Below are 14,395 nucleotides of genomic sequence, written 5' to 3' on the forward strand. Positions count from 1 at the left end.
CTACTCATTCTTAACTAATAACTCATCTAGTATTGCCGTAGCTTCATCAAATGCCAACATTTTAATTGCAATGTCTAATTTAGCATTTAGTTCTGGCGACTTCGCTTTTAAGGCACCGGCAAGCTGTTGGTAACAAGCCAGCGCCGCCATGTTGCCGTTACTTAAATACTGTCTAAGCGTTGTTATTTGTGCGGCATTGTTGGCGCTGGCGATACGGGTTGTCTGCTCAGACGATGTGAGCTCAGGCTGTAACAGCGTAATCAAACTGCGGGCTTCGTCCTCGGCACGTTGCATCGCCTGGAGGATATTCGCATCAACTTCGTAATTATCGCTATTTTGCAAGCTCAGCTGGCTTTCCATCTGTGCGGCCAAGCCGGCTAAACGGTTAAAGCCAACTGTACCTGCCGCGCTCTTGAGACTGTGAAATATCAATCTGGCGTCATAACAACTTAATCTTTGGCCGGCTAATTGTTGCTGACTGTGTGCCAGGTCTTTGCTGAACTGGCTTAACACTCTAAAATACAGCGCGTTAGAGCCTCCAAGCCGATTGCATGCGTCTTGCAATGCTATTTGGTGCTGCCGGCAATAATTCAGTACGGTAATATCAAACCCGTTAGACGCATCAACTTGCGGTATTTCGCTGGCTGTTCGGCTGACATGACAATAGCGCCGTATTTTTTCCACCACCTCGTTTAACGAAAAGGGTTTAGCAATATGGTCTTGCATACCTACATCCAAGCAGGCAGCCTTATCGGAGGGCAGCGCGTTGGCCGTCATCGCTACGATAGGCAGGTGCTGAAATTGTGGCTGTTGCCTGATAAGTCGCGTGGTCTCAAAACCATCCATGTCCGGCATCTGTAAATCCATTAAAACCAGATCAAACTCGGCGGTCTGGTGTTCAAGGCTTGCCAATGCTTCGTTACCACTTCCAGCAATGTACACCTTAGCCCCCTGCTGTTGCAGCAACTCGCTGGCAACCAGCTGATTTGTCAGGTTGTCTTCAACCAGTAACAAGGACAAACCTGCCAGCGGCTTATCATTGGTACAGTGTGTATGCTGAGGTTGAGATGCGTTTTCGCTGATAAGAATCGCCTTGACGGCGTTTAGCATCATGTTCTGGGTGACTGGTTTGGCTAAAAAGCCGTCCAGATAATGCTCGTAGTCTTCCACATGCTTACTGAGCACTTCTTTGCCAAAAGCGCTAATCATCACAATCATAGGGGCCTTGCTGAGTTTAGTCTCTCTGATATGGCGGGCCAGTTCCAAACCATCCATACCAGGCATCCGCCAGTCGACAAATACCACATCATAGCCCCTGTCACTATGCTCAACTTGCTGCAGCAACAATGACGCCTGCTCGGCATTGGCGGCTGTCTGCGCTTGCCATCCCAGGCTGTCAGCGATATCGCGCAAGATGATGCGTGCACTGTCATTATCATCCACAATTAATACTTTCAGTGCCGTGATATCAACAGCATGATTCTCGGCAGCATTACTGTTGTCAGCGTCAGGCAGCTGAAGTAACAGCTCAAAACTAAATGTGCTGCCTCGGCCGAGTTCGCTTTGCACACTAATGTCCCCGCCCATCAGATTGACCAAGCGCTTGCTGATGGCCAGCCCCAGACCTGTCCCGCCAAATCGGCGGCTTATTGAAGACTCAGCCTGATGAAAACCGGCAAAAATTGCTTTTTGCTGCTCTGTTGTCATGCCAATGCCCGTGTCCTTAATACTGCAATGCAAGCGTACCTGTTCCTCAGACAGTTGCGTTACCCGAATACTAATAACCACTTCACCTTTCTCAGTAAACTTAATGGCGTTGCCGGCCAGGTTAAGTAACACTTGCTTTATCCGAAAGCCATCGCCAATCAGGTTAACTGGCACATCTGCCGCCACGTCGTATAACACTTCAAGTTCTTTGTGCTCTGACCCTGTCGACAAAATAAGGCTAATATCCTGTAACAACAACGGCAGGTTAAAGGGGTGAGGGTCAAGTTCAAGTTTACCTGCCTCGACTTTGGAAAAATCCAGAATGTCATTAAGCAAGGTTAACAGCGAGCTGGCGGCTCGGCGCGTTTTGTCGATGTAATCAGCCTGACGTTTATCCAGTGGCGTGTTAGCGACTAATTGCAATAAGCCCAGTATGCCGTTCATTGGTGTGCGTATTTCGTGGCTCATGTTCGCCAGGAAATTCGATTTTGCTTTGTTGGCAGATTCTGCCTGCTCCCTAGCTTGTGCCAATTCCGCTTCGTATTTGAGTTGTTCGGTTAAATCAAAGGCAATACCAAGGAAGCCCACCAATACGCCTTGCTCATTGGTCAGCGCGCTGACATTCAGCTTCACCTGAACATGCTTTCCTGTTTTTGTTACATAGGTCCAGCGGTTATTATCTTGTACGCCAAGCTTTGCTTTAGCAACAAAGGCATCAAAGCCGACCTTAACCGGGTAGCCAAGGTCAGAGCTAAGTTTTCTGGCGTAGCGCTCTACTTCTTCCTTTAGATGAAAGGCTTCGGGGGTTTTGCTAAACAGTACGTCTTTGGCGCGGTATCCCAACAACTGCTCTGCGGCGGGGTTAAACGCCGTAATAATGCCGTTTTCGTCAGTCGCAATAATTGCATAACCTGCGCTACTGAGAATACTACGTTGCAACGCACTCACTTGTGAGATTTCCGCAGTGCGCTCGGCGATTTGTTGCTCCAGATCGGCATTCGCTTTTAGTAGGGTTTGCTCGGCAATATGAGCCAACTCTTGTTTGTGCTGCGCGAGCAGAGTGCGACGCATGATAAGCACTTGCAGCAGATAAACCGCTAACGCCAGTAATGCCGTTAAGCCCATCACCTGTAAAAACGACGTTCTGGTGCTGGATAAATTCAGCGCTGCAATAAATTGCGGCGTGGGCACCAGGGTAAGCTGCCAGTTACGTCCAAACAGGCTGAGATTCTGCTGCTGTTGCTGCTCCGCTTCGAAACGTTCGGTCTCACCACGGCGGAAAAACTCAAGCGTTGACTCGTCGGTTACATCGGCAATACTCAATAACACATCGTTTTGCAATCCTGAGACTGTGCTTAATACCTCATTTATTAACAAAGGTGCATAGCTCCAGCCATACAGTGCCTGCAGTCGCTGTTCTGCGGTTTTCGGCACGCCTGGCGTGCTGTACACCGGCATCAGGATGAGAAAACCTTGTTGGGTTTGTTTATCGGCCTGAACCAGGGTAATCGGGGCAGTGAGTCTGACATCGTTATTAAGGGCGGCATCTAGTGCGGCTTTTCGTCTCATCTGCTCTGAGCCTATGTCTAATCCGACCGCCTGGCGGTTATCCTGCTCTGGCTCAATATACGTAATCACAAACAGGGTGTCTTCGTGGGGGGAAAGCTGCTTTATCTGAAACGCATAATCAGGCCGCTCTCGCGCCATACGGTTTAAAAAGTCTGCCTTTTGGTCAGGCTCAACTCGGATAATTAGACCAAAACCACGTGCGCCGGGAAATTCGAGTTTGTAGTCGCGCACGCTGGTATACGTTTGCATGTCATCGTAGTCAAACTGCTGTGGCGACAGCGACATCACCGCGCCCCGCGTACCGCGCAAGCCATATTGGTATAGCGTGACTTTTTCCCGCACCCCTTCGGCTATCTGATTCAATCGATCTGCCAACGCTTGCTGAATGCGTTGCTGGTGTGCTTGTTCTTGTGATGAGACATAAACAGTGGCGATGCCATAGCCAAGCAGCAGCAACATCAGTGGCAACCACAACGACATCAACCAGCGACGTAGCGTTAATTCGGGGGCGGTGAGTCGTATAGTCATCTAGCAATCCGATTTGTCAGTGGTCAGAAGATAGGGCTCTAGCAGAGTTGCGGCCACATCAAAATTTAGGTCGGCAATATGCTGGGTCAGTGCTTGAGCGACCTGAGCTGGCAATTGATGTTGCAAGGTATGCTGCGCTTCGGTTATCACAGTACAGGCCCGCATATTGTGCTGTTTTAGCATAGTGTAAAGTTGTTTAAGATCAATATCTTCACCCGGACCAGACAGCGTGTTTTCAACTTGCGGTAGTGCCGCCTGGATCTCGTCGCAGGTCTGGTGAAGTAACACAATAATGGCATCAACACCTGTGATATCGATTCCTGCACCATTTTCCAGCGCCTGCTCCAGCTGTCGACACTGGTGGGCAAGCTGTTCCGCCCCTATAGTGGCATAAGCGCCGCGCAGTTTATGCAGAGCTTGTACCAGCAGTTCTTGTTGGTGTTGCCGGGCACAAAAGCGCAGTTGCTCGCTCGTTGTTTGTGCAGCACTTAGTAAATTACGAAGCATCTTTAACATTGCCGGCTGATGCTTGACGGATAAATTGAGCACGGTGTTAAAGGTATTTTTGTTCAGCACTTGCATGGTGAGTGTCACCGTTGTGTTGGTCTGAGAGTGAAGGTGCGTTTTACGTTTTTATCATAATTCAAACAGACAAATATTATTTTTTGTGCGGATTTTTAATAATTTTTGCGCTATAACCAATCTCGGTACTTTTTTTGGATACAACGCAAGGGAGCATTATGTCACTCACTACGCCAAGGATCCTGATTGTCGATGACCAGATAAGTAACATTAGATTGCTCACAGAAATACTAGAGGATTTAGCCGAAATCTTTTTTGTGACTGTCGCAAAAGAAGCTTTTGAACGCGCGCTGGAGTTACAGCCTGATTTAGTCTTGCTTGATATTGAAATGCCTGATATTACGGGCTTTGCCGTTTGCCAACAGCTGAAAAATCACCCCCTGACAAGCGAAATGTCCGTCATTTTTATCTCAGCCCACACTGAAGCCGAGTTTGAGTTTAATTCGCTGGCGCAGGGGGCAATTGATTTTATTGGTCGACCATTTAACCGGGCAATTTGCCGTTTGCGGGTACAAAACCATTTAACGTTGCAGCAACAAGCAAAAGCGCTGCAACGCAAGTCGTACCAGTTACACGATGAAAAGCAGCGCTTACAAATCACACTAAACGCCATTGGTGATGCTGTTATTGCCACAGATACAGCAGGGCTTATTACCCTAATGAATCCGATTGCCGAGAGAATGACGGGCTGGCGTGAAAAAGAGGCGCTTGGCAAACCGATTACTGACGTGATGAATTTGGTTGATGCCGACTCACAGCAATCGGTAACAAACCCGATATTTATAGCGTTGACAGAAAAGCGCATCGTCGCGATGGCGTTAAACTGCCAACTTATTCCTGCGGGAAGCCCAGAGGGCATGGCAGTGGAAGACTCTGCCGCCCCCATCTTCGATCACACTGGCAATCTCTTAGGTGCCATTATCGTATTTCATGATGTTAGCCAGGCCAGAGCATTGGCATTAAAGATGAGCTTTCTGGCAAACCATGATCAGCTTACCGGTTTGCCAAACCGGATATTATTGTATGACCGTATTCATCAGGCCTGCCGGTTGGCTACGGTTGTAGGTCGACAAGTGGGTATTGTTTTAATCGATATCGACCAGTTTAAATACTTGAATGACTCGCTTGGCCATCAGATTGGTGATCAATTGTTGTTGCAGTTGTCTAAACGTTTGCAAGATGTATTGCAGCCTGAGGATACGTTGGCACGTATAGGTGGTGATGAATTTGTGCTGGTACTGCCGGATGTTAGTCATGTTGAGCAAATTAGCAATCTGACCCAGAGCATTTTGCGACTCGCTCGCAAGCCGTTTCGGATTGATGATGATAAATACACGCTGACGGTCAGTATGGGCATCAGTGTATACCCCACAGATGCGGCAAACGAAGAGGAGTTGATGCGCCATGCTGATGTTGCGCTGTTTAAAGCTAAACAGGAAGGCCGAAATGGCTTTTGTTTTTTCTCTGATGAGCTAGGGCGGCGCATGGTACAGCGACATCAGTACGAGCAAAAGCTGCGCGCTGCGCTAACGGAGAATAGGGTTGAGGTGCATTATCAACCAAAAGTCAGACTGCTCGATGGTGTTGTCGTCGGTGCCGAAGCATTGGTGCGGATTAGGCTGGAGGATGGCAGCCTGCTAATGCCAGGCGACTTTATTACCCTGGCAGAGGAAACCGGCCTTGTCATCCCCCTGGGTAAGCAGGTGCTGATACAGTCTTGTCATCATGCTCGCACGCTGCAAAATGCGGGGTATTGTTTACCCGTCTCCGTTAATATTGCGGCTTCACAATTTACCGATGCCAGTTTGCTCGGTTTGATTGAGCAGTTAGTGGCAGAGCACCAACTTCCGCCACACTTGCTTGAGCTTGAGGTTACAGAAACGGCATTGATACAGGACCCGCAGCGAACAGCGAGTGTGTTGGACAGTTGCCGCCAGCTAGGCTTAACAGTTGCCATCGATGATTTTGGCACGGGCTATTCCAGCTTGGCTTATCTGAAACGCTTTAAAGTTGATACCTTAAAAATCGATATGTCGTTTGTCAAAGAAATGCTGACGGATAAAAGCGATTATGAAATTGTTAAAACCATTGTGTCGTTGGGACGTTCGATGAACTATCAGCTTGTTGCTGAAGGCGTTGAAACCGCAGAGCATGTAAGGCAATTATTGGCGCTTGGTTGTCCGCTCGGGCAGGGATACTATTACAGCAAACCGCTGCCCAAAGACGCGTTTATTGAGTATGTACGCCAACATCATGCCACGTTAAAGTAATGCCATACCACTTTTCAGCAACAACGCAATGAAGGATACAGCGGCAATACCGACCAGGTAATATAATACAAACCAGACAGTTCGTGGTAGCTCGGCTGTAATATGTTTCATTAATAGCCCTCCTCAAAGTCTTCTACCTTACCGCGAAAAATATGGTAACCCCACAGCGTATAGGCCAGGATCAGCGGTAAAAAGATGACAATCCCCGGCAACATAAACCGCAGGCTGCTGTCCGGTGCTGCTGCCTGGCTAAAACTAAGGTGGGGCGGCAGTAAATACGGAAATAAGCCTACCACCAAACCGGCAAAAGCCAGTAAAAACAGCGCAGCGGCCAACCAGAATGGCCGGCTTTCGTGGCGAGGGTTAATGTCGGTCGAGGTTACAAACTGCCGCTGTACCCGGCCAAGGTCTCGAAATTGCAGTCGGGCAGCCAGTACAGTGACCAAAGGTAGTAACATTAACAGCAGGCTAGGCCCGCCACCAAACCAGCGGTCGCGTACTGCCGGCTGGCTGTATAAGGTCCACAGGCTCACCAGCAGCATTGCCAGCATGACAAACAGCAGCAGGCGCTGGCCAAAACGGGCCGCCTTCTGCTGAATATCGCCACGGCTTTTCATCGTCAGGTAAGTACAGCCCAGCAGGGCGTACCCTGCCATCACTGCCAGGCCAGTAAACACACTAAAGGGGCTAAGCCAGGGCAAGCCGGCCAGATTCTGGCTGCTATATTCTATGCCTTGCACCACGGCGCCCAACATCAGGCCCTGGCAAAAGGCGGCAACGCTGGAGCCGATGGCAAACGCGCGGTTCCACCAGATCTTTGAGCGCTGTGATTTAAACCGGTACTCAAAGGCCACACCACGAAAAATCAGCCCGATAAGCATCAGCATAATCGGCAGATACAACAGTGACGCCAAACTGGCATAGGCCAGCGGAAAGGCGCCAAACAAAATGACGCCGCCGAACACCAGCCAGGTTTCGTTGCCATCCCATACATGCGAGATAGAGCGCATTAAGTGGTCGTGCTCGGCATCACTGTCAAACCAGGGGTATAAAATGCCAATGCCCAGATCAAAGCCATCGAGCAATACATACATTAAAATGGCAAAGCCCAGCAGAAGAAAGTAAAACAGCGGTAAGCTTAATTGCAGTTCCATCAGTGTTGCTCCTGTGTGGGTTTAAGCTGTTTAGCCAGTGCCACGGCATAACCGGCCGCTTTAACGCCAATTAACTGTTGCTGTAGTTGTGCTACAGACGGCGGGCCTTTGTGAATAAGCTTGCGCATAAAGTACAGGTAAACGCCAAATAGCACGCTGTAGGTCAGCACAAACAGCGTTAGCGAGAACAGCACCCGCTCGGCCGGCAGTGGCGAGACCACATCCATAGTGCGTACCAAGCCCTGCACCAGCCAGGGCTGGCGGCCTACTTCTACCACGTACCAACCGGCCAATACCGCAATAATGCCGCTGGGTGCCAGATAACTGCAGACCGTTAAGAACCCGTTGCTTTGGTACAGCCGGCCGCGCCAACGCAAGTAAGTGCCTACTACAGCAACCAGGATCATCATCAGGCCAATACCCACCATGATGCGAAACGAGTAGAACACCACTGCCACGTTGGGGCGATCTTCGGCGGGCACGGCTTTAAGGCCTATCAGCTCGCCATTGGGGTCATGGGTTAAGATCAGGCTGGCCAGTTTAGGGATACCAATTTCAAAGTGATTTTTTTCTGCTTTTCGGTCAGGAATAGCAAATAACAGCAGCGGCGCACCAGCCTCGCGCTCTGGCCAGATCCCTTCCATCGCAGCCAGTTTCACCGGCTGATGCTCTTTTACATTCAGCCCGTGTAAATCGCCAACAAAGGCCTGTAAGGGGGTGAGGATTAACGCCAGCCACAAGGTCATGGATAGCCCTTTGCGGGCCATGGCTTTATGTTCACTGTGTTTAAGCTGCCAGGCGCTGGTTGCCATTACAACAAAGGTAGCGGTAATAAAAGCAGCCAGTAACATATGGCTAAAACGATAGGGCATAGAGGGGTTAAAAATCACCTGCCACCAGCTGTCTACCTGAAACACGCCGTCGACAATAATATGTCCGGCTGGCGTATGCATCCAGGAGTTAGCAGCGATAATCCAAAATGCGGAAATCCAGGTGCCGATAGCGACGACCAGGGTAGCAAAGAAATGCAGCTTGGGCCCAACCCGTTGCCAGCCAAACAGCATAATGCCCAAAAAACCGGCTTCAAGAAAAAACGCTGTCAGCACTTCGTAGGCCATCAGAGGCCCCAACACTGCGCCGGTAATACGGGAGAACTCTGAAAAGTTAGTACCGAATTCGTACGACAATACGATACCCGACACCACACCCATACCAAAGGTAATAGCAAAGGGTTTGATCCAGAATTTTGCCAGCTGCAGGTACACTGGGTTAGCGGTTTTTAGCCAGAGCCCTTCCCAAATGGCAATCAGCGTAGCCAGACCTATGGTGATTGACGGAAAAATAATGTGAAAGCTTACCGTAAAAGCAAACTGTAACCGTGACAGTAGCGCAGCATCCAGTTCCATATTACCCCCTGCGCTGCTGCAAATAACGCCAGGCTGCAGGGGCTAGTGCCACTGCGACCATTAAGCTTAAGCCTATGATATCGCTGATTAAAATACTGCTATTCATCTGATCACCCCGATTGTCAGGCAGCTTGCCTGGCATAACACAGCAAAATGCTTACCACTTTTTATTTTTGTTTTAGTGTTTGATTTATATGGTTTTTTAATTTTGGCTTGCTTAAAATGTAAACCAGGTTTACGATCTTTGGCCACTAGTGTTGTAAACGAGGTTTACAGTGTCGCTCAGTTTAGCGTTTGAAATCAGCATGTGGCTGACCAGTGCCTGCGCCGTATTGCTCGGCGGCTGGTTGCTTTGGCAAGGTCAGCGTCAGGCGGCCATGCCAGCGCTGGCGAGCTTTGCGGCTATGATGGCGCTATGGTGTAGCGGCCATATTGCTATTTTGCACCAGCTGCCAAAACTGGGTGTAGCATTGGTGTTGGCCAACCCGTTAATGCCGATGTTTTTTCTGCATTTTGCGCTGCAATTTACTGCCCGGCGCCAACCGCGCTGGCTGTTGCCGCTGTTATACAGCCTGACGTTACTGGTGATATTGATCAGCTGGCTGGCCCCCGGCGGAGCGGTTAAGCAAACCGCTGGCTTTGACGGCTTCTTTATTTTTAACGGCGTTGGCTGGTTTAACCTGCTGTACACGGTGCTGCTGGGTATCGCCGCGCACGCAGTGCTGTGGCAGGGCTGGCGACAGCATAGTGGTAATAAGCGCCGCTCTATCGTGGCGATGTTTCTGGCCGGTGGCTGGGGCTTGTTACTGGCGACCAGCTTTGTGTTTCCATCTCTGGGCCTTAACTGGTACCCCTATCCTATGTTACTGCTGCCCAGTTACTTACTGTTGCTGGTCTACGGCGTGGTGCGCTATCAGGTGTTAGAGATTAACGCCTTTGCCAACAAAGCGCTGCTGTGGTTGGCAATGTTGCTACTGGTGTTGGCGCTGATGGCATTGATCAGCGCCTTACTGGGGCAACTGGGTATGCAGGCCTTGGCAGCAGTGCCGGCCAGTCAATTATGGCTGTATTCAGCATTGGTATTGCTGTTGTCAGCGGCCGGCTACCGGCCGTTGGCTGCCCTGGCACGCCGGCTCATTTATCCGGGGCTTACGCTGAACGAAAGCTTACTGGCGCAGTGGCGCTCACGCCTGCAACAATGTACTGACTGGCAGCAACTTAGCCGCCTGGCCAGTCAGCTGCTGTCCGAGCAGTTAAGGCAGCAGGTAACCGTAACGCTGCCACATGCCGGGCGCAGCAGCACTGCACTAAATATCTGCTGTCAGCGGGATAATAACGGCTGGCACTACGAGCTGCAGGGCTGGGATGATGTGACGCCCGGTTACCGCCTGCAGGGTGAAATCTTCGCGCAATTAGTGCTGGCCAGCTGTAACAGCTTAGAGCAATCTTTGCAGCTGGCCGACGCCGAGCGTAAACGGCTGGATCAGCAGCATCTGGTTGAGCTGGGGGCGTTATCGGCGGCTATGGCGCATGAACTGCGTAACCCATTGAATATCATCGCTATGGCAGCAGCTTCAACCTCAGTTGAGGTGCGCGGCTATATTCAGCAGCAGCTAAAGCGCGCCGACCGGTTGATTGCTGATCTACTGAGTTACTCCGGGCAGTTACAGCTACATTGCACTGCTGTGGCCGTTAAGCCGCTGGTTGACAGTGTAATAAGCCAACAAGACTGGCATGGCGTGGCCTGCCGTGTTGCGCTGCCTGATGATCTCAGCATTTATGCCGACAGTTATCGTCTGCAGCAGGTGCTGATTAATTTGCTGGATAACGCCCTGGCATTTTGCCGTAATCAGGTGGGCGCTGAAATTTGCCTGCAAAGCCGTCGCCAGCATAACAAGGTATGGTTGTGCGTGCACAACAATGGTCCGGCGATTGACAAAGCGCAGCAAGCCAGCCTGTTTCAGCCCTTTGTCAGTAAGCGTGCCGGCGGCAGCGGCCTGGGACTGGCCATAGTGCGCCGTATTATGCAGGCGCATGGCGGTGAGGTAAGGCACCGCACAGATCTGGGCTGGCCGGTTAGCTTTGAATTGGAATTTAACTCACCACAGGAAGCCAAACATGACTAATGGCCGTATTTTGTTGGTCGATGATGAACCCGCCTTTCGCCAGTTAGCGCAAAGCTGGTTACAAAACAGTGGCTATCAGGTGCAGACCGCAGCCGATTTAACGGCCGCCCTGACGCAGTTAAGCAGCTTTGATGCCGATTTAATTTTGTTGGATTTATCGCTTCCACCACAATTTGACCCCCAGCATACGCTGGCTGCGCTGGCAGACTTTACCAGCCGGCCGGTGATTATTTTAACCGGCCATGCCGAGCGGCAACTGGCGCTGGATGCCATTGCGCAGGGGGCTTGGGATTTTATTGCCAAGCCGGTTGATCCGGATTTGCTGGCGGTGGTGATCAAACGGGCGTTAAATAAGCATCAACTGGACACTGAGCTTAAGCAGTTAAAAGCGTCCAGCCGTGATGGCTTAACCCGACTGATTGGTGCTTCAGCGCCGATGGAAGCAATGCGAACGCTAATTCAGCGTATTGCGCCGACTGATGTACGGGTATTGGTCACCGGGCCGTCCGGTACCGGTAAAGAAGTGGTGTCCAAAGCGCTGCATCAGCTTAGCCGCCGGGCAGACAAGCCGTTTATCTCGGTACATTGCGGTGCCATACCGGCCGACTTGCTGGAGAGCGAGCTGTTTGGTTATGTCAAAGGCGCCTTTACCGGTGCCGATAAAGACCGGCCGGGGCTGTTAAAACTGGCTGATGGTGGCACCTTGTTTCTGGATGAAATAGGCGAAATGCCGCTGCCGATGCAGGTAAAGCTGCTGCGGGTGTTACAGGAAGGCACCTTCTTTGCCGTTGGCGGGCGCGAGCAGCAAAAAATTGATGTGCGGCTTATTTCGGCTACCAATGCCAATTTGCCGCAATTGGTAAAGCAAGGTCAGTTCCGTGAAGACTTATACTACCGTATCAAAGGCATTACGCTGGAGACCGTCGCACTAAGTGAGCGACGCCAGGATATTCCGTTGCTGCTGCAACATTTTCTTGAATTACACAGTAAACAGCAGGGCCAGCGCCTGCAACTGGACAGCACGGCACTGAGCTGGTTTTTACAGCGAGACTGGCCGGGTAATATCCGTGAGCTAAAAAATACGCTGGAAAGCGTGGCGGCCGTGGCGCAGGATGGCGTGATCAGTATGGCAGATATCAGCCTGTTGCATGCACACACCGATGAACAGCCGCTGGACGCAACGTCAGTCAGCGATAGCCTGCTACTGGATGAAGCCGTACAGCGGCTGGAAATACGCCTGATTAAACAGGCGCTGGCACAAACTGAGGGCAATAAAAGCCAGGCAGCACGGCTACTAGGCCTGTCGCGGCAAGGCTTGCTGAAGAAAATTGACCGCTACCGGCTAAGCGTCTAAGGTAGGGACAAATAAACGGAGAGTACAGATGAAAGCAGTAGGTTATCAGCAATCGTTACCCGCTACCGATGCGAACGCCTTAATAGACATTGAACTGCCGGTGCCGCAGGCAACGGGACGCGATATTTTGGTGAATGTAGCCGCTGTGTCGGTAAACCCGGTAGATACAAAGATACGTAAGCGTATGAGTGCTGAGCCCGGCCAGTACAAGGTGCTGGGCTGGGATGCCGCCGGCGAAGTGGTGGCGGTGGGTGATGAAGTCAGCCTATTTAAACCGGGTGATAAGGTGTATTACGCCGGTTCATTAACACGCCCCGGCAGTAACAGCGAATATCAGTTGGTGGATGAGCGCCTGGCCGCACTGATGCCGACAAACCTCAGTTTTGCGCAGGCGGCGGCGTTGCCATTAACGGCGATTACCGCCTGGGAGCTGCTGTTCGACCGGCTGGAAATACAGCAAGCCAGCTTAAAGCATCCACACCCGGTACTGTTGATTACCGGTGCCGCTGGTGGGGTAGGCTCAATACTGGTGCAGTTGGCCCGGCAGTTAACGACGGCAACCATTATCGGCACTGCATCACGGCCAGAATCCAAGCAATGGGTAACTGAGTTGGGCGCACACTATGTGCTGGATCACAGTCAGCCGTTGTTACCCCAGTTAAAAGCCTTGGATCTCAGCTGTGTCAGCCATGTTGCCAGCTTAACCCACACCGAGCAGCATTATGCCGAGTTGGTGCAGTTGCTGGCCCCACAGGGCAAACTGGCACTGATTGATGATCCGGCCGGTGGCATAGACATTATGCCGCTGAAACAAAAAAGTATTTCGCTGCACTGGGAGTTTATGTTTACCCGCGCCATGTTCAACACACCGGATATGATAGCTCAGCACCAGCTGTTAACCGACTTAAGCCGGTTAATTCAGCAAGGGCAGGTGAAAACCACGCTAAAACAAACACCGGGTAAGATAAACGCGGCGAATTTACGCCAGGCGCATCAATTGCTGGAAAGCGGCAAGGCTATTGGCAAGCTGGTACTGGAAGGCTGGTAAGCAGTAATTTAAGCAAAAAGCCGGGGCTGATACCCCGGCGTTTTTCAGGCAATTTGCTGATCGTCATTAAAGCCGCTATACCAGGCTTTAAACAGCACTTTTTCCAGCGCCTGGCGCAAGGCCTCGTTAATGGGTAAATGCTGTTTACCCAGTTCATAATCCAGCTCGTTCACCAGCTCTTTGGCTTTGAGCATCATCGGCGGTGGATCAGATTCCAGCGCAATCAGGCTATCCTGATAAGCGGCCGGTTTATCGGCTTTAATCACCTTACATAAAGATAAAGCGGTTTTACCCTGTTTGTCGCGATAGCCGGCCGCGCCAAATAAACGGCAAATGCTTGGCCGCTGCTGATACACACTGCACTGGCCCTGTTTGCCGTCAAACGACAGCTTCTGGTAAAAAAAACAGCCCGCAGGCTCTGTTAACTCTTCGAGTTGTGTCAGTGTTTGTTCTGCTTTACCTTGATCGAACAAGTGTAATGCCAGCGGTAACATCTCCAGCACCGTCGCTTCTATCGTCGGTTGCAAGCAGCATTCACCACAGCCAGTGCGGCAGCCAAGGCCACGCTGTTGCTGATATGCTGAGAATGTTTCCGCTATTTCGCCATACACAGCCTCAACACGACGCGATAATTCACGCAGCCGTTGCATA

Annotated in this window: 9 protein-coding genes; 4 read left to right on the forward strand and 5 right to left on the reverse strand. The window is 50.9% G+C overall.

Annotation, left to right across the window (positions count from 1 at the left end):
* Positions 1-3,804: a PAS domain-containing hybrid sensor histidine kinase/response regulator gene (locus ABGI61_RS08995; protein WP_347600078.1), complete on the reverse strand. Its 3,804-nt coding sequence runs from the start codon at positions 3,802-3,804 to the stop codon at positions 1-3.
* Positions 3,805-4,386 carry an Hpt domain-containing protein gene (locus tag ABGI61_RS09000; RefSeq protein WP_347600081.1) on the reverse strand — a complete coding sequence of 194 codons (582 nt, stop codon included), beginning with the start codon at positions 4,384-4,386 and terminating at the stop codon, positions 3,805-3,807.
* A gap of 158 nt (positions 4,387-4,544) precedes the next feature.
* On the opposite strand from ABGI61_RS09000, the gene ABGI61_RS09005 reads away from it, so the two are divergent.
* Positions 4,545-6,656: a putative bifunctional diguanylate cyclase/phosphodiesterase gene (locus tag ABGI61_RS09005; RefSeq protein WP_347600084.1), complete on the forward strand. Its 2,112-nt coding sequence runs from the start codon at positions 4,545-4,547 to the stop codon at positions 6,654-6,656.
* Between the two features lie 110 nt (positions 6,657-6,766).
* Here ABGI61_RS09005 and cydB read toward each other — a convergent pair whose 3' ends face one another.
* Both cydB and ABGI61_RS09015 read right to left on the reverse strand, forming a co-directional pair.
* Complete coding sequence (cydB, locus tag ABGI61_RS09010) at positions 6,767-7,810, reverse strand: cytochrome d ubiquinol oxidase subunit II (RefSeq protein WP_347600087.1); 1,044 nt, start codon at positions 7,808-7,810, stop codon at positions 6,767-6,769.
* Positions 7,810-9,216: a cytochrome ubiquinol oxidase subunit I gene (locus ABGI61_RS09015; protein WP_347600090.1), complete on the reverse strand. Its 1,407-nt coding sequence runs from the start codon at positions 9,214-9,216 to the stop codon at positions 7,810-7,812. Before ABGI61_RS09015 ends, cydB begins: the two co-directional genes overlap by 1 nt.
* A 275-nt stretch (positions 9,217-9,491) precedes the next feature.
* Here ABGI61_RS09015 and ABGI61_RS09020 point away from each other — a divergent pair, with 275 nt between their 5' ends.
* Genes ABGI61_RS09020 through ABGI61_RS09030 form a run of 3 tightly spaced genes read left to right on the forward strand, consistent with a single transcriptional unit; the run spans position 9,492 to position 13,744 of the window.
* A complete protein-coding gene (locus tag ABGI61_RS09020) occupies positions 9,492-11,342 on the forward strand; it encodes a sensor histidine kinase (protein ID WP_347600093.1) in 1,851 nt (616 codons plus the stop codon).
* Entirely contained in the window at positions 11,335-12,696 is a 1,362-nt protein-coding gene (locus tag ABGI61_RS09025; protein ID WP_347600096.1) for a sigma-54-dependent transcriptional regulator, read from the forward strand. Before ABGI61_RS09020 ends, ABGI61_RS09025 begins: the two co-directional genes overlap by 8 nt.
* Positions 12,697-12,724: 28 nt before the next feature.
* The gene (locus tag ABGI61_RS09030; RefSeq protein ID WP_347600099.1) at positions 12,725-13,744 is read left to right on the forward strand and encodes a zinc-binding alcohol dehydrogenase family protein; all 1,020 of its coding nucleotides are present in this window, start codon (positions 12,725-12,727) and stop codon (positions 13,742-13,744) included.
* A 44-nt stretch (positions 13,745-13,788) separates the two neighbouring features.
* Here ABGI61_RS09030 and ABGI61_RS09035 read toward each other — a convergent pair whose 3' ends face one another.
* Positions 13,789-14,394 (reverse strand): YkgJ family cysteine cluster protein, encoded by a 606-nt coding sequence (locus tag ABGI61_RS09035; protein WP_347600102.1) that lies wholly within the window; start codon positions 14,392-14,394, stop codon positions 13,789-13,791.
* Position 14,395 lies beyond the last annotated feature (1 nt).

Source organism: Rheinheimera fenheensis (genome assembly GCF_039871805.1).
Classification (GTDB): Bacteria; Pseudomonadota; Gammaproteobacteria; order Enterobacterales; family Alteromonadaceae; genus Alishewanella; species Alishewanella fenheensis.

What these genes read in the sequence shown, in the direction of transcription:
- cydB (WP_347600087.1), bottom strand. Translation starts at nt 7,810, where the DNA reads ATGGAACTGCAATTAAGCTTACCGCTGTTTTACTTTCTTCTGCTGGGC.
- ABGI61_RS09015 (WP_347600090.1), bottom strand. Translation starts at nt 9,216, where the DNA reads ATGGAACTGGATGCTGCGCTACTGTCACGGTTACAGTTTGCTTTTACG.
- ABGI61_RS09035 (WP_347600102.1), bottom strand. Translation starts at nt 14,394, where the DNA reads ATGCAACGGCTGCGTGAATTATCGCGTCGTGTTGAGGCTGTGTATGGC.
- ABGI61_RS09030 (WP_347600099.1), top strand. Translation starts at nt 12,725, where the DNA reads ATGAAAGCAGTAGGTTATCAGCAATCGTTACCCGCTACCGATGCGAAC.
- ABGI61_RS09000 (WP_347600081.1), bottom strand. Translation starts at nt 4,386, where the DNA reads ATGCAAGTGCTGAACAAAAATACCTTTAACACCGTGCTCAATTTATCC.
- ABGI61_RS09005 (WP_347600084.1), top strand. Translation starts at nt 4,545, where the DNA reads ATGTCACTCACTACGCCAAGGATCCTGATTGTCGATGACCAGATAAGT.
- ABGI61_RS08995 (WP_347600078.1), bottom strand. Translation starts at nt 3,804, where the DNA reads ATGACTATACGACTCACCGCCCCCGAATTAACGCTACGTCGCTGGTTG.
- ABGI61_RS09025 (WP_347600096.1), top strand. Translation starts at nt 11,335, where the DNA reads ATGACTAATGGCCGTATTTTGTTGGTCGATGATGAACCCGCCTTTCGC.